This is a genomic window from Candidatus Pelagibacter sp. Uisw_127 (assembly GCF_047722515.1).
Lineage (GTDB): Bacteria > Pseudomonadota > Alphaproteobacteria > Pelagibacterales > Pelagibacteraceae > Pelagibacter.
Genome location: NZ_CP159815.1, coordinates 738,046 through 753,939 on the forward strand (window position 1 = coordinate 738,046; position 15,894 = coordinate 753,939).

20 protein-coding genes are annotated in these 15,894 nt (G+C 30.4%); 7 read left to right on the forward strand and 13 right to left on the reverse strand.

Translation table 11 applies throughout. The features are described from left to right. Nucleotides 1-16 precede the first annotated feature (16 nt). The 10 genes from aprA to mnmA all read right to left on the reverse strand — a co-directional run bounded on the left by aprA (nucleotide 17) and on the right by mnmA (nucleotide 9,844). Complete coding sequence (gene aprA, locus ABXT65_RS04080) at nucleotides 17-1,876, reverse strand: adenylyl-sulfate reductase subunit alpha (protein ID WP_415322413.1); 1,860 nt, start codon at nucleotides 1,874-1,876, stop codon at nucleotides 17-19. Further along, nucleotides 1,876-2,346 carry an adenylyl-sulfate reductase subunit beta gene (aprB, locus tag ABXT65_RS04085; RefSeq protein ID WP_415322415.1) on the reverse strand — a complete coding sequence of 157 codons (471 nt, stop codon included), beginning with the start codon at nucleotides 2,344-2,346 and terminating at the stop codon, nucleotides 1,876-1,878. Before aprB ends, aprA begins: the two co-directional genes overlap by 1 nt. Nucleotides 2,347-2,366: 20 nt before the next feature. Continuing rightward, a complete protein-coding gene (locus ABXT65_RS04090) occupies nucleotides 2,367-3,167 on the reverse strand; it encodes an adenylyl-sulfate reductase (protein ID WP_415324203.1) in 801 nt (266 codons plus the stop codon). Nucleotides 3,168-3,272: 105 nt separating this feature from the next. After that, nucleotides 3,273-3,671, reverse strand: coding sequence for an HIT family protein (locus ABXT65_RS04095; protein ID WP_415322416.1), 399 nt, complete (start codon nucleotides 3,669-3,671; stop codon nucleotides 3,273-3,275). A 9-nt stretch (nucleotides 3,672-3,680) separates the two neighbouring features. Beyond that, nucleotides 3,681-4,451 (reverse strand): aminotransferase class IV, encoded by a 771-nt coding sequence (locus ABXT65_RS04100; protein WP_415322418.1) that lies wholly within the window; start codon nucleotides 4,449-4,451, stop codon nucleotides 3,681-3,683. Beyond that, entirely contained in the window at nucleotides 4,414-4,971 is a 558-nt protein-coding gene (locus ABXT65_RS04105) for an aminodeoxychorismate/anthranilate synthase component II (RefSeq protein ID WP_415322420.1), read from the reverse strand. Before ABXT65_RS04105 ends, ABXT65_RS04100 begins: the two co-directional genes overlap by 38 nt. Further along, on the reverse strand, nucleotides 4,968-6,131 hold the full coding sequence (locus ABXT65_RS04110) for a chorismate-binding protein (protein ID WP_415322422.1): 1,164 nt from the start codon (nucleotides 6,129-6,131) through the stop codon (nucleotides 4,968-4,970). Before ABXT65_RS04110 ends, ABXT65_RS04105 begins: the two co-directional genes overlap by 4 nt. Before the next feature lie 4 nt (nucleotides 6,132-6,135). After that, nucleotides 6,136-7,356 carry an MFS transporter gene (locus ABXT65_RS04115; RefSeq protein WP_415322424.1) on the reverse strand — a complete coding sequence of 407 codons (1,221 nt, stop codon included), beginning with the start codon at nucleotides 7,354-7,356 and terminating at the stop codon, nucleotides 6,136-6,138. Then, a complete protein-coding gene (locus ABXT65_RS04120) occupies nucleotides 7,353-8,528 on the reverse strand; it encodes a trans-sulfuration enzyme family protein (protein ID WP_415322426.1) in 1,176 nt (391 codons plus the stop codon). The genes ABXT65_RS04115 and ABXT65_RS04120 overlap by 4 nt, the downstream gene beginning before the upstream one ends. A 200-nt stretch (nucleotides 8,529-8,728) precedes the next feature. Then, the gene (gene mnmA, locus ABXT65_RS04125; RefSeq protein WP_415322428.1) at nucleotides 8,729-9,844 is read right to left on the reverse strand and encodes a tRNA 2-thiouridine(34) synthase MnmA; all 1,116 of its coding nucleotides are present in this window, start codon (nucleotides 9,842-9,844) and stop codon (nucleotides 8,729-8,731) included. A 42-nt stretch (nucleotides 9,845-9,886) separates the two neighbouring features. Here mnmA and ABXT65_RS04130 point away from each other — a divergent pair, with 42 nt between their 5' ends. The 3 genes from ABXT65_RS04130 to ABXT65_RS04140 are packed head-to-tail and all read left to right on the forward strand — an operon-like array spanning nucleotide 9,887 to nucleotide 10,970. Further along, a complete protein-coding gene (locus ABXT65_RS04130; RefSeq protein ID WP_415322430.1) occupies nucleotides 9,887-10,057 on the forward strand; it encodes a DUF3553 domain-containing protein in 171 nt (56 codons plus the stop codon). Further along, entirely contained in the window at nucleotides 10,054-10,824 is a 771-nt protein-coding gene (locus ABXT65_RS04135; protein WP_415322432.1) for a 3'(2'),5'-bisphosphate nucleotidase CysQ family protein, read from the forward strand. The genes ABXT65_RS04130 and ABXT65_RS04135 overlap by 4 nt, the downstream gene beginning before the upstream one ends. Beyond that, nucleotides 10,824-10,970 carry a hypothetical protein gene (locus ABXT65_RS04140; protein WP_415322434.1) on the forward strand — a complete coding sequence of 49 codons (147 nt, stop codon included), beginning with the start codon at nucleotides 10,824-10,826 and terminating at the stop codon, nucleotides 10,968-10,970. Before ABXT65_RS04135 ends, ABXT65_RS04140 begins: the two co-directional genes overlap by 1 nt. On the opposite strand, the gene ABXT65_RS04145 is transcribed toward ABXT65_RS04140, so the two are convergent. Then, nucleotides 10,962-11,516: a regulatory protein RecX gene (locus ABXT65_RS04145; protein WP_415322436.1), complete on the reverse strand. Its 555-nt coding sequence runs from the start codon at nucleotides 11,514-11,516 to the stop codon at nucleotides 10,962-10,964. The two genes, ABXT65_RS04140 and ABXT65_RS04145, sit on opposite strands and share 9 nt — an antisense overlap. Before the next feature lie 38 nt (nucleotides 11,517-11,554). Here ABXT65_RS04145 and ABXT65_RS04150 point away from each other — a divergent pair, with 38 nt between their 5' ends. Beyond that, the gene (locus ABXT65_RS04150) at nucleotides 11,555-12,028 is read left to right on the forward strand and encodes an ABA4-like family protein (protein WP_415322438.1); all 474 of its coding nucleotides are present in this window, start codon (nucleotides 11,555-11,557) and stop codon (nucleotides 12,026-12,028) included. Then, nucleotides 12,021-12,596 (forward strand): 2-hydroxychromene-2-carboxylate isomerase, encoded by a 576-nt coding sequence (locus tag ABXT65_RS04155; RefSeq protein WP_415322440.1) that lies wholly within the window; start codon nucleotides 12,021-12,023, stop codon nucleotides 12,594-12,596. The genes ABXT65_RS04150 and ABXT65_RS04155 overlap by 8 nt, the downstream gene beginning before the upstream one ends. Before the next feature lies 1 nt (nucleotide 12,597). Here ABXT65_RS04155 and ABXT65_RS04160 read toward each other — a convergent pair whose 3' ends face one another. Further along, a complete protein-coding gene (locus ABXT65_RS04160; RefSeq protein WP_415322442.1) occupies nucleotides 12,598-12,981 on the reverse strand; it encodes a rhodanese-like domain-containing protein in 384 nt (127 codons plus the stop codon). A 31-nt stretch (nucleotides 12,982-13,012) separates the two neighbouring features. Between ABXT65_RS04160 and ABXT65_RS04165 the strand changes: the two genes are divergently transcribed. Together ABXT65_RS04165 and ABXT65_RS04170 are read left to right on the forward strand one after the other, a co-directional pair. Then, on the forward strand, nucleotides 13,013-13,999 hold the full coding sequence (locus ABXT65_RS04165) for a glycosyltransferase family 2 protein (RefSeq protein ID WP_415322444.1): 987 nt from the start codon (nucleotides 13,013-13,015) through the stop codon (nucleotides 13,997-13,999). Nucleotides 14,000-14,006: 7 nt separating this feature from the next. Next, a complete protein-coding gene (locus ABXT65_RS04170; RefSeq protein WP_415322446.1) occupies nucleotides 14,007-14,474 on the forward strand; it encodes a peroxiredoxin in 468 nt (155 codons plus the stop codon). 47 nt (nucleotides 14,475-14,521) lie between these two features. Here the strand turns inward: ABXT65_RS04170 and ABXT65_RS04175 are convergent, their stop codons facing one another. Then, nucleotides 14,522-15,823 carry an ammonium transporter gene (locus tag ABXT65_RS04175; RefSeq protein ID WP_415322448.1) on the reverse strand — a complete coding sequence of 434 codons (1,302 nt, stop codon included), beginning with the start codon at nucleotides 15,821-15,823 and terminating at the stop codon, nucleotides 14,522-14,524. Nucleotides 15,824-15,894 lie beyond the last annotated feature (71 nt).

A 15,894-nucleotide genomic window follows, 5' to 3' on the forward strand; every position in this document is an offset into this window, starting at 1 on the left:
TTTAAGTTTAACTGTTTTAAGAAGCTTTTTTCTTCTCGTTCTCGTCAACTATGTGGTAAACCGGTACTTTTTCTAGTGAGAATTTACCAGTTTTTGGATCACGTCTAGAAACTGTTAAACAATGCCAATTGTCATCATCAAGCTTCATGTGATCGCCTCTGTAATAGTAACCAGGCCAACGTGTTTCTTCACGGAACATAGTGTGTTCAGTTACACATTGGGAAGTTAAAGCTCTGTGTTTTAATTCCCAAGCTCTCATAAGTTGGTGTAAATCTTCAGCACCTACTTTTTCTAGATCTTCCTCTAACCAAGCAAGCAGTTCTAAGCCTCTTTTAAGCATATTACCATTGGTCATGTAGTTGGTTGCAATACCACCAACATACTCGTCCATAATTCTTTGTAGACGTTGAAGTCCTTGAATTGGTGAAATGTAACTTGGCGAAACTGTTCCACCTGTAATCTCATTTTGAGCAACTTGATAAGTCTCAAGAGGTTTAAATATAGCCACTTTAAAGTCTTCACACTGTTTATCTGTAACTTTAATACCTTCTGCTTTTTTATCTTCAATATATTTAACAGCAGCTTTTGCAGCTAAACGACCTTCAGTAAATGATCCAGATGAAAATTTATGGGCACTTCCACCAACAGTATCACCTGCACCAAAAAGTCCATCAATAGTTAACATTCTGTTATAACCCCAGAAATATTCTGGTGGAGATAAATCTTCAGGTCCACTAACCCAAGCTCCAGAACATGTAGCATGAGAACCCATAACATAAGGTTCAGATGTAGTTAATTCAGGGTTTGTGTATTTAGGATCAATATTTTGTGAAGCCCAAACAACAGCTTGGCCAACAGTCATACCAAGGAAATTTTCCCAACCAACTGTTTCCAAGTGTGGGTCTTGAAAAGCTTCAGTAGTTACCATGTGAATTGGTCCACCACCTGCTATAGTTTCTTGAATAAACGCATGATTTCTCAAACATGTGGGAGTTGGATGGTGATCAATATATTCACCGACTAATTCTTTAGTTTGATCGTACCATTTCTTCTCATAGTTTTCACCATTAGCATTTTGAGTATATGTTTTAAGGTGTAAGAAATATGCTCCAACTGGACCATAACCATCTTTAAATCTGCACAACACAATTCTGTTTTCCATTTGTGTCATTTTTGCTCCAACAGCGATAGGTAATGCATAAGCAGAACCATTACTCCAAGGTGCGTACCAAGTTCTTCCCATTCCCTCACCAACAGCTCTTGGTTTAAAAATGTGTGATGCTCCACCTGCTGCAACAATTACAGTTTTCGCTCTAAACACATGGTAATCACCAGTTCTCATGTTAAAACCAACAGCTCCACCTACTCTATTTTCTTGAGCTTCATCCATTAAAAGATGCGTAATCATTATTCTATTATAAATTTTATCAGCTGATTTTTTTGCAGCTTCCGCAACGATTGGCTTATAACTTTCACCATGAATCATGATCTGCCACTTACCCTCTCTAAGGTAACGACCTGTTTTTTCATTTTTCATCATAGGTAGGCCCCACTCATCAAACATGTGAACTGTTGAATCAACGTGACGAGCCATGTCATAACCTAAATCTTCTCTAACCATTCCCATTAAATCATTACGAGCATATCTTACGTGATCTTCTGGTTGGTTTTCGCCCCACTGCATACCCATGTAACAGTTAATAGCATATAGACCTTGGGCAACTGCTCCACTTCTATCAATATTAGCTTTTTCAACGCAAATAATTTTCATGTCTCTTCCCCAGTGTCTAGCTTCAAAAGTAGCACCAGTTCCAGCCATACCACCACCAACAACTAGAACATCACAATCTTCGTAATGTGTTTTATGCTTAGCCATTAGTAATAAACTCCCTTTTTAAATGTATCTTTGGGTACAGATGGTAACTTACCATCAATGTTTAAACCATTAGGTTCAGTATAAAGCATTTGAGAATTAATCTCTCCTTCATCAGGTTTTTCACCTTCTGCTAATTTTGGAATAAATTTTCCCCAAGGTTTCGTTGTGATTGGAGATACAAAGTCCTTTGTAGTTCCATTTCTAAATTTAATTTTCCAAGAGATGGTTCCTTTTTCCTCTTCGCGTCTAACTCTAACACTGTGACCCATTGGAGCAAAGTCTGCATAACCACGAACATCGATTGCATGGTTAGGGCAAGCTTTTACACAAGAATAGCATTCCCAACAAAAATTTGGTTCAATGTTTACTGCTCTTCTAATATTTTCATCAATGTGCATGATATCTGATGGACAAATATCTACACAGTGACCACATCCATCACATCTCGTCATATATACAAAAGTTGACATATTATATTACCTCTTTCTTTTTAATAGTGTTTGGGTTGCTCTCTTTTAATTCCTAGTCCAAATTGCTTTGGTGCATCAGCAAATGGTGGAAGATTATCTCTTGAACCATCAGCCTCAGCTAAATTCTTTTGAATAGCTGCGCCCGGCTTGTAAATCATGTGTGCAAATTTTGACCAATATACGCCACCAAATAAAGCTATGTTTGATAAAATATATAAAGTTAAAAATACTTTATCATCCCATCTATTTTCTAAATTTAAAGATTGAGTGTAAGACCATGCTAAACCGAATGTTGCACATGCTAGTAAGGTTAATACAAATAAGTCTGCTTTAATAATTCTATACCAGGGATGAGCTTCTGCTAGTACATCAACTCTTAAAAATAACCAAAACCAATATCCACCAACACATGTCATTATTGCCCCAACATGCCACATCATTGACCAAAAATTAGGTGTAACCGATTCGCTTGATGTGTAGCTAAAAATTAGGACAACTGTAGCAACCCAAAATAAAATAGTGCCGTACATTCCTAAAACGTGTGCCACTCTTCTTTTACCAGCACCTAGCTCAGAAGTGGTGGCAATATCGTGAACTATTGTTTTTGCAATAATAGCTGTAGTTTCTCCAGCACCCAATTCTCTAGTTGCTGATAGTTTTGCTTTTTTTGCATTATTAAAAAAATATGTAATATTTTTATGATGAATCATTTGAATTACAGTGCCTATGACAATTAAAGAAAGCATAGTTATAACGAAACCCTGTAAAAATACCGAAGGTATGGTTTCGGCTAGTACAGCGAATGGATTATTGGTCATTATATTATTACCCTTTAAAAACTTAATTAATTTTGATGTTTCTAATATAGTTAAAATGATAGATCAACCGTTATATGGACTGCATTTTTATGCATTTAAGAATACAACTTATACTTTACGCTTATAATGTTGTTTTAGAGGAATAACTGATCTTACACCGCCTTGTGGGTTTTCAACATCCCCTTCTCTTCTTGGTATTAAGTGAATATGACAATGTAAAACCGATTGTCCTGCAATTTTACCTGCGTTTGTGCCTATATTAAAACCTTTAACTGATGGGTCTTTTAATAAAATTTTATCTTTTATTTTTTTTATAAGATCATTACAGGCAATAACTTCATCGTTAGTTAATTCAAAATAATCTTTAACATGGCGCTTTGGAATAATTAAACAGTGCAATTCAGAAATAGGATAAGTATCATAACTTGCATAGGCTAAAGTGTTTTCATCAGCCAGGCCACTCTCTTTAATACTACAAAATAAACATGGATTATTAGGATCTCTCATAGTTAAGCTCTACCTATAAACTGGACACTTTGAAATTTCTTTTTTATAAAAATTAGAAAGTATTTTATAATATTTCAAACCCTTTCTTTTCCAATTAATTTCTTTGATGGTTTCAACAGAAGTAACTGCTTTTCCAGAACCAATAAGTAAAATTTCATCATAATCAATTAAAGAACTAATTAAAATTTCTTTATTAATAATTTTAATTAATTTTTTTTTAAAAAAATTATAAGTAACACCTTTATAAATATTTCTAGAAGGAGAGTATATTTTGCTACCTTTTATAAAAAACATGTTTGAAGTTCCACTTTCTAGTATTTTTTTTTTAAAACATAAACCCACGTCAGAAGTGGTACTATCCATCTTAGATAAATGTTTTAATATTAATTTGTATTTTAAATTTTTAAGCTCAGGGTCAATTCTTTTGTGATTTATCAATTTTAAATTAAATTTTAACTTGGGTGTTTTTCTGTCTCTTAGAGAAACAGAGATTATCTTCATATTTATAGCAACTCTAAGGAGATGATTGTAAGATTTACTCTTATCAATATTCAATCTAATTAATTTAAGAATATCTTTTTCAATATTGACTCTATCTAATTTGTAAATTTTTAATGATTTAATTAAATTTTTAATATGTTTTTTAAAAAAAAGGATTTTAGCAGGTTTTCCAAAAATCCGCATAGTAGTGAACACACCTTTATCCCCCCAAAGATCTTTAAAATTAATTTCTTTGAGTGTTTTATGCTGATAAGATTTTTTTAATAAGTAAGTTACCATTTTCAGTTAAAAAAGATTCTGGATGAAATTGAAAGCCATATACTTTTTCTTTATTGTTTTCTATTGCCATTGCTACATTCGAAATAGCACATCTCATCGTAATTTCAAAATTTTTTGCAGCAAATGGCTCTTTTAATTTTAACGAATGATATCTTCCAACATTAAAATTACGATTTTTTTTAAATAATGAATTATTGCTGGTAACCTTTATTTGAGATTGATATCCGTGGTATATTTTTTTTTGTTCAACTATTTCTCCTTTTTCACAATACAAAATCTGCTGAAAACCAAGACATATACCGATAATCTTCTTTTTTCCTTTATACTTTTTATAAATACTTGAGGTAATTGTGTAATTTTTTGGAGAGCCAGGACCAGGTGAAAAAACTATTACATCAGCTTTAGTAAGTTTTTTTTGATCAATCTTATTATAATTATCACATTCTACATCATCAAAATTTGAAAATTGATGAACTACATTTTGTGTAAATGAGTCATTATGATCAATTATATAAATCATTTGTAAAGATCAATTAAAGCTTTAGCCTTTATATAGTTTTCATTAAACTCATGTTTTGCATTACTATCAATTACAACACCAGATGCGACTGAGATTTCTGATTGGTTTTGATAGTTCAAAATAGATCTAATGATTATATTAAATCTCATATCACCATTAAATTTTATATAACCAAAACTGCCAGTATAAATATTTCGATTTTCTTTCTCTTGATTGTTAAGCAAATTAAGAGTGCTAATTTTAGGGCACCCTATTACAGATCCACCAGGCATCATTGCCTTTACGATATCTAATGAAGAAACTTTGTCTTTTAATTTACCCCCTATTAAACTCACATAATGATAAAGGTCTTTATATTCTTCTACTGTTTTCTTTTTAAGAATCTTAACGGTTCCCGGTTTGCAAATTTTGGATAAATCACTTCTTTCCATGTCTACGATCATATTGTGTTCTTTAGTTTCTTTTATATTTTTCTTAAAGAAAGCTAGGGCTTTTTGCTTATTAAAGTTTTTAGATTTTTTTAATGTTCCCGCTATTGGCTTGGTGGTTATAAAATTACCTTTTTTAGTGATTAAATTCTCTGGTGAACAGCTAATTATTGAATAATTTCTATCTTTAATCATAAATGCTTCTGGAGCCATATTACTTTTTACAAGTCTACAAAAAAAATCTAGAGCATCAATTTGAGAGCTATTTTTATATTTTGTGCAAATTTTTATTTGATAAGTTTCACCAGCTTTAATTCTTTTTTTAAATTTATTAAAAATTTTTTCATAAGATCTATTATTTAAATTAATCTTAAAAACTTTGTTAGATTTAATAATTTTTAACGGCTTATAATTTAGCTCTTTAGAAAATTTTATTTTTGTTTCGGGTTTGTAAAAAATACCCTTGGGAAACTTTAATACTTTTTGTTTTTTTATTTTAACACCTATTAAATTATTTAAAATTTCATAACCAAAAAAGCCAATAAATAGATCTGTTTCTTTATTTTTAGACCTTAACTTAATGCTTTTATTAATAAATTTTTCGATATTTTGATTTGTTAAAATAATTTTTTGTGAAAAATCTTTATATAAATCAAACCCTTTACCTGACTTGTAGATAATAAAAGGTTTATTCGTATTATTTAAATCTTCTAGATAATTTTTCTTAATCAATTTGTTACTCTGTTTTTAATCTTAAAACTGCCTCTTCTTTTATTGGTAAGTGTATTATTGCCGCAAAAATAGAAAGTGCAATTGCTAAATACCACGCATAGTCATACGACCCATATAAATCATGAAATAAACCTCCTAGATACGCACCTAGGAAAGAGCCTATTTGATGACTTAAAAAAACAATACCATACAAAAGTCCCAAATATTTAGTCCCAAACATTTGGGCAACTATTCCACTTGTTGCTGGCACGGTAGCTAACCATAAGAAACCGAATGTAGCGCCAAAAATAAATGAACTAATATTGCTTGGTGGTAAAAATATAAAGAAGCAAATCGAAATTCCTCTTAAAAAATAAAGTGCGCTTAAAATAATTTTTTTACTCATCTTTGTTGATAGGTAACCGGATGTTAAAGAACCAAATATATTAAACAAACCAATTAATGATAAAATTGCAGCTGCAGTCCACCCTTCTAGACCTCTATCAGCAATATAAACCGGTACATGGGTACCAACCAAAGTAATATGAAAACCACATACAAAAAAACCACCAGTTAAAAATAGGTAGCTTTTATTTTTAAAAGCTTCATTTAATGCACTCATTGTACTTTGGTCGTTAGGCTTTTCAATTGATTGGGTCAATGAAGGAGATCTAACAAAAAAAGACATGACAAATCCTAGAAATAAAACCAACATAAATAAAAACAAAGTATTAACCCAGCCATTACTTACCAGCGAATAATTGGTGTATAGAGGTGAAATAAAATAACCAAATGAACCAACGGCAGTTACTATACTCATAGCTATAGTTCTATTTGATAGTGGGAAGTGTTTTCCAACAATCGACATTGGAATGCTTATAGCGGTACCTCCCAATCCAATACCAACAAGGATTCCTAAATCAATTTGAAAAAAGAGACCTGTGTTAGGTCCAGAGTATAGGAAATAAATACCCAAAATATAAAAAATAAAAGCTAAACCAATTGCTTTATGCCCACCATATTTATCAGCAATTACACCAAATATAGGTCCCGATAATCCCCACATTAACATTTGAATACCAATCGCTAACCCAGACTGTGTAATGCTAACATTAAGATCATTTTTAAAATCCATGAAAAATAAACCAAATGTTTGTCTTACACCAAGTGAAATAAGAACAACCCCGCACGCGGTAATTAAAGTTATTAGAGCAGTGTTATTTTTTATAAATTTTTCTGAACTCACTTAATAAATTTAAGTGATTTTTTTAAATCTTCAATGAGGTCTTTTGGATCCTCTAAACCTATGTGTAATCTTACTAAATGTTCGTCATTAGCTAATTTTAAATACTGTCTATTACCTTGTTCTCTCTTATCTTGATATAAAGCTAGGCTCTCAAAGCCTCCCCAACTATAACCGTAACCAAATAACTTCAAAGAGTTAACAAATTTAATTACTGAGTTTTTATTTTTTGATTTTATCATAATTCCCATTAATCCTGATGCACCAGAATAGTATTTTTTCCACATTCTAAAATTCAATGAATCTTTTTTATAAGGATATAAAAGTTTTATTTTTTGATATTTTGATAAAAACTCAGATATTTTTTTTGCATTTTTTTCATGCTTATCTAATCTGATATCTAAAGTTCTCAGACCTCTTGTTATTAAATAGGCATCATCTGGGCCAAGTCTTAAGCCTGTTATTCTATTAGCTTTCTCAACTTGTTTAAATACTTTCTTGTTAACAGCTAAAGTTCCACCCATAACATCTGAATGACCTGAATAGTATTTGGTTGCTGAAACTATAGACATATCAAAGCCTAATTTAATAGGTTTTAGAAAATATGGGGTTCCCCAAGTATTATCTATTGCTGTTAAAACTTTATTTTTTTTTGCAATCGATACTATCTTTCCTAAATCTTGAAAATCAAAAGTATTACTTCCTGGATTTTCTACAAAGATTAATTTTGTTTTTTTAGTAATACTTTTTTCTAAAGTTTTTAAGTCATGTGGATTATAAAAAGTAGATTTTATATTAAATTCTTTTAAGAAATCTTGAGTTAAGGATCTGGTTGGTGAATAAGTTGGATCAGCTACAATTATTTCATCACCTGGTCGTAACACACTAAAAATTGATAAAAAAACTGCTCCAAAACCTGTTGGGGTTAAAAAAACATGATAGGCTTCTTCTATTTCCTTTAATATTTGTGAAAGAATATGAGTTGTAGATGTGCCTTGTCTGCCATAATCAAAATGGCCTCCTGTTGGGTCTTTTTTTGCTTTATCTTGCATTTTTCTAATATCTTGCATTGATTTGAAGATAATAGTTGAGGCTCGCACTATTGGTGGGTTAACTGACTGATTATGGTAATCTTTTGCCGTATGTTTGATAAAAGTCTTGAATGTTTTGCTCATAAAAAATTTGATAAGTTAATAGGACAATGCTATATCACTCCGATAACGTCAATAAAATTAAAAATAGGATAATATGGGTTACCCAAAAAAGCATAGAGGTCGAAGAAAACAGGGCTCTAAAAAAAGAAGAGCTAAAAGAAAAGCTAAGAACAAATAACTTATCAATCTGATCTTCTAGACCAATTTAATTCTAGTAAATATTAGTTTTTTACCCATCCGCCACCAAGAACTTTATAGCCATTACTATTTTTTGAGTAAAAAACACATGCTTGTCCTGGTGCTATTCCATGCTCTTCTTCTAACAAATCTACATTTGCTGTAGTACTGGTAATATCTATTTTAGCCTTAATTAATCTTCCAGTGGATCTTACTTTCACAAATAATTCTTTTTCAAAATCATTTTGATCATTGGTTATAATATTTAAATCTTTTAAATTTATTTTAGTTTTAACTAAGTGTTCTTTAGCTCCAACAATAATTTCATTTTTATCTGCAATTATTTTTACTACATACAATGGATTTTTATCTGAAATTCCAATTCCTTTTCGTTGACCAATTGTATAATTAATAATTCCGTCATGAACACCTATCACTTCACCCTCCATGTTCTTTATGTTTCCTTTACTAAAAGAGTTCGGTCTAAATTTTTCTATAACAGAAGCATAATCACCATTGGGTACAAAGCATATATCTTGGCTATCAGGTTTATCGGCAACATTAAGATCAAGCTCTCTTGCAATATTTCTTGTTTCGTCTTTAAGAAGATTACCTAACGGAAACCTCAAAAAATTTAATTGATCTTTTGTAGTGTTGAATAAAAAATAACTTTGATCTCTATTTAAATCTATTCCCCGGTACATATCGGTATTATTTTCTTTAGTAATACTTTTGACATAATGACCTGTAACTAAAGCATCTGCTTTTAATCTTTTTGCTTCTTCAAATAAATCTGTAAATTTAACTGTTTTATTGCACTGAACACAAGGTATCGGTGTTTCACCGTTTAAATAACTATCTATAAAATTATCAATGACACCTTCTTTAAATTTATCTTGGTAATAAAGAATTTTATGTTCTATCTTTAATTTATCAGCTACTCTTTTAGCATCCATAATGTCTTGGCCTGCACAACACTGTTTTGAAGACGCTGTTTCTTTATTGTCATTATAAAGTTTTAAAGTTATGCCTATAACGTTGTAACCTTCATTCTTCATCATGGCTGCAACAGTTGAGGAATCTACCCCACCAGACATCGCAACAACAATTAATGTATCTTTTGGTTCTTTGGCTATTCCAATTGAATTCAATTTAATCATATTTCATGATATTTATTAGTATATTAGATATAAGTAAATTAAATGATTTTAGATTATGAACCAGGTGACAAAGTCACTAATAAAAAGAATAAAGATTGGGGTATTGGACAAGTTCAATCAATAATTAACGGCAAAGTTACAGTTAATTTTGAAAATGTTGGAAAAAAAGTAATTAACTCACAAATAATTAGGTTAGAAAAGATTTATAAATGAATATTGAAGAAACTAAAAAAATAACGCTTTCCTTAATAGATACTTTTAATCAAGCAAGTCAGGTGGCTTTGGATTTAAGAAAAGTTGGATTAATAAATGAAATTAAGTCAGACAATACCCCAGTAAGTAATGGTGATATTGAAGTTAATAAAATTTTAACAAATAAAATCCAAGAAATAACACCAAATATACCAATTGTTTCAGAGGAAAGTACCAATCACAAAGATGATATTAATTTAAGAAATTTTTGGTTAATTGATCCGATAGATGGGACGAGAGAGTATATAAATAATAGGGACGAATTCACATTAAATGCAGCTTTGATATTAGATAAAAAACCAACAATAGGAATTATTGCAGCTCCAGCAAAAGAAAGAATTTTTTATTCTTATGGCATGTCTAATAGTTATGAGCTTATTGATGCTCATGAGATATCTTTAATAGATAAAAAAAAGGATTATGAAGAAGTAACTGCTGTGAGTTATTCGAACGAACTAAAACCAGAAATTATAGAAATTCATAAAAAAAATAAAATTACCTCTTTCCAAAAAATGAAGAGTTCATTAAAATTTTGTGTTATAGCCGCTGGTGAGTTTGATATGTATGTGGCAGAACCAAGAGCTTGTGAGTGGGATATAGCAGCTGGGCACGCCATATTAGAACATGCTGGTGGGAAAATAACAGATTTTGATGGTGATGAAATTATATATGGTAAGCCTGAATTTAAAAACCTAAGTTTAATTTTAAAAAATAAAAATATACTCTAATGGATGAGCGTCTAAGAATAATCTTAATTATAATAGTTTCAGTTTCAATATTTGGTCTTTTAGTTTTTGTTTTTGTTAAAAACTATATAAAAAACATAGTTACTCATTTAGCAAAAGAAGAAGAGGAAGAAAAAAAATTAAAGTAGTTTAATAATTTTTAAATACTCAGTCTGATCAATATCCATTATTCTTTTAGAAGTTTCAAAGTCAAAACCATTTCTTGCAAGGAGGGAGATATCTTTTTTATAAAATAAAGGTCTATTATCCTCTGCTCTTGCGGGTCCAATTCTTTTTTTTTTACATACCTTGATACCTGAGAAGAAATCTTGATCAGAATTATCTTCTTTAATCTTCTCCAATGTCTCTTTAATGTAAGTATCGTTAATTCCTTTTCCCATTAAATAGTATCTAATCTTATTAATAGAGCTTCCTTTTTGGATTAAACTACGTGACTTACTCTCAGAATAAAATTTGTCACTAATAAATTTACTTTTTTCAAGATCTACCAAAACAATATCAATGAGATCTGTGATGTCTTGTTTTTTAACATTTGGTACATTTGCTTTAAGATATTTCTTTAATAAATAGGTTCTTAATTGTTGTTTAGACGGTGCATATCTTTCAATATATGCGAAAGAAAAGTTTCGCATCTCTTCCATAGTAACCTCTAATGTTTTTTTTCTATTTCTCATAGGAATCATGTTATCTTGTAATATAATATAGCAAAAAAATGATCGAGCAAATTTATACATATTTCTCTGTAGAGATGATTTTTCTGTGGTTAAACCTTGGTGTTTTACCTTTTTGGTTGGTATTAATAATCTTTCCACAATCACAAATATGTAGAGTTTTTATAACATCAATTTTTCCAGTTTTTATTTTAAGTCTAACTTATGGATATTTACTTCATTTATTCTTTAATGAAGGTTACGATTTTATTCAAAATTTTGAACTCTATCTTGGTTTAGATGCTGTTAGTAACCTGTTTACATACAAAGCTTTCATAATTTTATTTTGGACACATTTTTTAGCAATGAATTTATTTTGTGGTGGCTGGATTGTTAAAGACTCTCAAAAATTTGGTGTAAATAAGGTTTTAATGTCTTTCCCACTTTTAATAACATATTTTATTGGGCCTATTGGTCTGACCCTTTATTGGATCATAAGGATTTTTTACTCTAAAAGAATTAACTTATATGACTAAAGAAATAGATTTCTATTTTGACTTCATAAGTCCCTACTCTTACCTAGCTCACCTAAAAATTAAACAAATTAAAAAAATCAATTTTATTTATAAACCAGTTCTATTAGGTGGTCTGCATAACCTACAGGGTATAACAGCACCAGCCTTCATTAAGCCTAAACTAAAACATATGATAAGTGATTGTAATTTAATTGCGAAACGAGATAAATCAAATTTTATATGGAATTCAAAGTTCCCTATTAATTCTCTAAATATTATGCGTGGGTATCTTTTTACCAATAATGAAAATAAAGATTTATATCTAAACACAATGTTTGATGCTTATTGGAAAAATAATCTTGATATTTCTAGTGAAGGAATTTTAAAAATTCTTGTTGAAAAATGCAAGATTGATTCAAATAGTTTCTTTGAAGGTGTTAAAGATCCTCAAATAAAAGAGAAATTAAAAAATGTCACTCAAGCAGCTCATGATAAAGAAATATTTGGAGCTCCTACCTTTGTTGTGAATGATAAAATATTTTGGGGGCAAGATAGATTGGAATTTGCTTTAGATGAATATAATAAATAGTTTAAACTATTTTAAAATCACTTTGACTTATTGCTGCAAAGCCACCATCAATATGTGAAACTTTTTCAAAGCCCATTTCTTTTAAAGATTTAGCTGCAAGAGCAGATCTTAATCCACCAGCACAAAATAAAACCATTTCTTTATTCATATCAATTTTTCCACTTTTAAAATAAGGACCATCAGGGTCTAGCCAAAACTCCAACATTCCACGAGGGATGTGATTTGAGTATTCAATTCTGCCTGCTTTATCTAGTTCACCCTTTTCTCTAATATCAATTAAGGTACATGCACCTTCATTAGATAGCTTTAATGCTTCATCCGCTGTAATAGTCTTAACTTCACTTAATGCTTCAGAAACTAGAGTTTGTGATGATTTAATAGTCATAATATTGTAAAAATTTACAATAAACAATTATATGAAAAAAAGCATCATAAAAAGACTATTTATCAAACTCTCAAAAGTTTTGGGTTACGAGATAATTGATCAGAGTAACTTTAGTTCGCCTACCCTCCAGAAAGAATTAAACTTGGATCTTTCAATTATAAATGAAAAATCAATTATTTTACCACTAGGTGAAGTAAAAATTTCCAAAAAGATAAGTTCGGTTTTAATTATATTTAGAACTAATACTGATGTTGAGATATGGGATCAAAATAAAAGAAGACTATTTGAGCGGCCTAAAATTGAGTATTCATTAAGAGCTTTAAATTCACTAATAAAGTCAATTAATTTTTCTAAAACTAAATACCCAAATATTAAATTTAAAACAATAATTGTTGATGATAAATCTAAAGAAGAAAATTTGAATAAATTAAAGAAACTTATAAATGGAGGTGGTTTGGATATAAGTATTACTTCTTTAAATCATGACAAATACAAAGATATAATCAAACAACAAAGAAATGATCAAACTTTTTCAAATTTAGCAAGCTTGCTTCGGTCTTTTGAGTTAGGAAAGGAGCATGGTGAAGATTTAGTTTTCTTTGTAGAGGATGATTACTTGCATTTTGAACCTATGATGGAAGAGATGATTGCATCATACGAGAGAATAGCTTCACAAATTAATAAGGATATCTTTATGTGTCCTGCTGATTATCCATATCTTTATACGAACAATGAAAAAACAAATATTTTGATTGGAAACAAAAGACATTGGAGAACAATCAATCAAACACTATGTACATTTATGACGACGAAGTCTTTATTAGATAAATATTGGGATAATTTTTATAATACCTGTTTAGATAGAAATGATCCTTTTGAAAAACATCTTAATGAAATTTACACAAAGGAATTTTGTATTTCTCCATTAAAAAGTCTTTCATTACATCTAACTAATGTAAATTCTAGCTATGGTCTATCTCCGTTTATTGATTATAAAAAGTTATGGGATGCAAATTAAATAACTGATGCTTAAAATAAATACTAAAGCTCCTACATTAAATTTAAGCTCTACTAATGGAAATTCTTATTCTTTAGGGGATTCTATTGGTAAATATGTTGTTTTATATTTTTACCCAAAAGATGATACACCAGGATGCACTATTGAAACTAATGATTTTAATAGATTATTAACTAAATTTAAAAAACTTAATTGTGATGTGTTTGGTATTTCCAAAGATGACTTGAAAAGTCATAACAAATTTAAAGAAAAATATAAGATTAAATTTGATCTTTTAGCTGATGATGAGATTAAAATTATAAAAAGTTACAAAGTTTGGACTAAAAAAAAGTTTATGGGTAGAGAATTTATGGGTGTTATTAGAAGTACTTTTTTAATAGATCCTAAAGGTAAAATTGTAAAAATTTGGGACAATGTTAAGGTTAAAGACCATGCTAAAGGAGTTCTAGAGACCTTAAAACATATTCAAAAATAAAAAAAGGCCCCAATTAAGGGGCCTATTTCTTCTAATTAATTGTATTATTAGTCTCTGATTGCGTAAGCTCTAACACCTATCTCAGCAACATCAGTTCCCAGTTTTTCAGCCTGCTCACTTATTCTCAAACCAATAAATTGCTTCAAAAAAAAGAATACAATGAATGAAAAGATAAATGTAAAGATTGTAACTGACAACACACCAATTAATTGAGTTGTAAAAGTTGTACCAACATTACTTAATGTAACAGCTAAAGTTCCCCAAACCCCCGCGAATAAATGTACTGGAATAGCACCAACAACATCATCTAATCTTAATGAGTTTAATAAGCTAGTTCCAAAATACATAATCACAGATCCAACAGCACCTATACCAATTGCAAGCATTGGACTTGGAGCTAAAGGTTCTGCTGTGATAGAAACCAAACCTGCAAGAGCACCATTCAACATCATTACAACATCAGTTTTTCCACCAATTAGTCTTGTAACTAGAGCTGCTGTAACACAACCTGCTGCGCCTGCTAAGTGAGTATTCATAAATATTTTAGACATTGCATTTGCATCTTCAAATGTTCCTAAAGCTAATTGTGAACCACCATTAAATCCGTACCAACCCATCCATAAAATAAATGTTCCAAGAGCGGTTAATGGAATTGAAGAAGCTGCAAAAGGTTCCATAGTTTTTACATCACCTCTTGGACTAAATCTTCCTTTTCTAGCACCTACTAATATTACACCAGCTAGTGCAGCTGCACCACCACAAGCATGAACTAAAGTAGAGCCCGCAAAGTCAGAAAATCCCAGGGATGCTAACCATCCACCACCCCACTGCCAACCCATAGTAATTGGATAAATTAATCCACCTAAGATTGCAGAAAAGATAAAGAAAGGCCAAATTTTTATTCTCTCAGCTACAGCACCTGAAACAATAGAGCATGTTGCTGCAACGAATAACATTTGGAAAAACCAATCAGCACTTCCAGAATAACCTTGCTCAAGAGAATCAGTTAAGGTCCATGGAGTAAACGAACCAATGAAACCACCTTCTGGTATTCCGTAAGCTAAATTATACCCACCTAAATAAAAAATTATTGCAACAATTGAAAATTTTCCAATATTTTTTGCAACAATTGTTGAAACACTTTTGGTAGTTACTAATCCCGATTCAAGCATACAAAAACCTGCTGCCATCCACATAACTAGAAATCCACATACTAAAAATGAAAATGTATTAAAAATGTATTGAACTTCTGCAGAAACGGTTGTCTCCGCACTTCCAATACTTGTTAGACCTAGAAGAAAAAATAGACCCAACGAAAACGTTGATATTATTTTTATTAATTTAGTCATTAAGACCTCCTTTTTTAGAATCTACTTATAATAAGGCTTAAACTTATGACTATTGTTTATGAGGAAAAAGA

What these genes read in the sequence shown, in the direction of transcription:
- aprA (WP_415322413.1), bottom strand. Translation starts at nt 1,876, where the DNA reads ATGGCTAAGCATAAAACACATTACGAAGATTGTGATGTTCTAGTTGTT.
- aprB (WP_415322415.1), bottom strand. Translation starts at nt 2,346, where the DNA reads ATGTCAACTTTTGTATATATGACGAGATGTGATGGATGTGGTCACTGT.
- ABXT65_RS04095 (WP_415322416.1), bottom strand. Translation starts at nt 3,671, where the DNA reads ATGAGAGATCCTAATAATCCATGTTTATTTTGTAGTATTAAAGAGAGT.
- ABXT65_RS04100 (WP_415322418.1), bottom strand. Translation starts at nt 4,451, where the DNA reads ATGGTAACTTACTTATTAAAAAAATCTTATCAGCATAAAACACTCAAA.
- ABXT65_RS04105 (WP_415322420.1), bottom strand. Translation starts at nt 4,971, where the DNA reads ATGATTTATATAATTGATCATAATGACTCATTTACACAAAATGTAGTT.
- ABXT65_RS04120 (WP_415322426.1), bottom strand. Translation starts at nt 8,528, where the DNA reads ATGAGCAAAACATTCAAGACTTTTATCAAACATACGGCAAAAGATTAC.
- mnmA (WP_415322428.1), bottom strand. Translation starts at nt 9,844, where the DNA reads ATGATTAAATTGAATTCAATTGGAATAGCCAAAGAACCAAAAGATACA.
- ABXT65_RS04130 (WP_415322430.1), top strand. Translation starts at nt 9,887, where the DNA reads ATGATTTTAGATTATGAACCAGGTGACAAAGTCACTAATAAAAAGAAT.
- ABXT65_RS04135 (WP_415322432.1), top strand. Translation starts at nt 10,054, where the DNA reads ATGAATATTGAAGAAACTAAAAAAATAACGCTTTCCTTAATAGATACT.
- ABXT65_RS04140 (WP_415322434.1), top strand. Translation starts at nt 10,824, where the DNA reads ATGGATGAGCGTCTAAGAATAATCTTAATTATAATAGTTTCAGTTTCA.
- ABXT65_RS04145 (WP_415322436.1), bottom strand. Translation starts at nt 11,516, where the DNA reads ATGAGAAATAGAAAAAAAACATTAGAGGTTACTATGGAAGAGATGCGA.
- ABXT65_RS04150 (WP_415322438.1), top strand. Translation starts at nt 11,555, where the DNA reads ATGATCGAGCAAATTTATACATATTTCTCTGTAGAGATGATTTTTCTG.
- ABXT65_RS04155 (WP_415322440.1), top strand. Translation starts at nt 12,021, where the DNA reads ATGACTAAAGAAATAGATTTCTATTTTGACTTCATAAGTCCCTACTCT.
- ABXT65_RS04160 (WP_415322442.1), bottom strand. Translation starts at nt 12,981, where the DNA reads ATGACTATTAAATCATCACAAACTCTAGTTTCTGAAGCATTAAGTGAA.
- ABXT65_RS04165 (WP_415322444.1), top strand. Translation starts at nt 13,013, where the DNA reads ATGAAAAAAAGCATCATAAAAAGACTATTTATCAAACTCTCAAAAGTT.
- ABXT65_RS04170 (WP_415322446.1), top strand. Translation starts at nt 14,007, where the DNA reads ATGCTTAAAATAAATACTAAAGCTCCTACATTAAATTTAAGCTCTACT.
- ABXT65_RS04175 (WP_415322448.1), bottom strand. Translation starts at nt 15,823, where the DNA reads ATGACTAAATTAATAAAAATAATATCAACGTTTTCGTTGGGTCTATTT.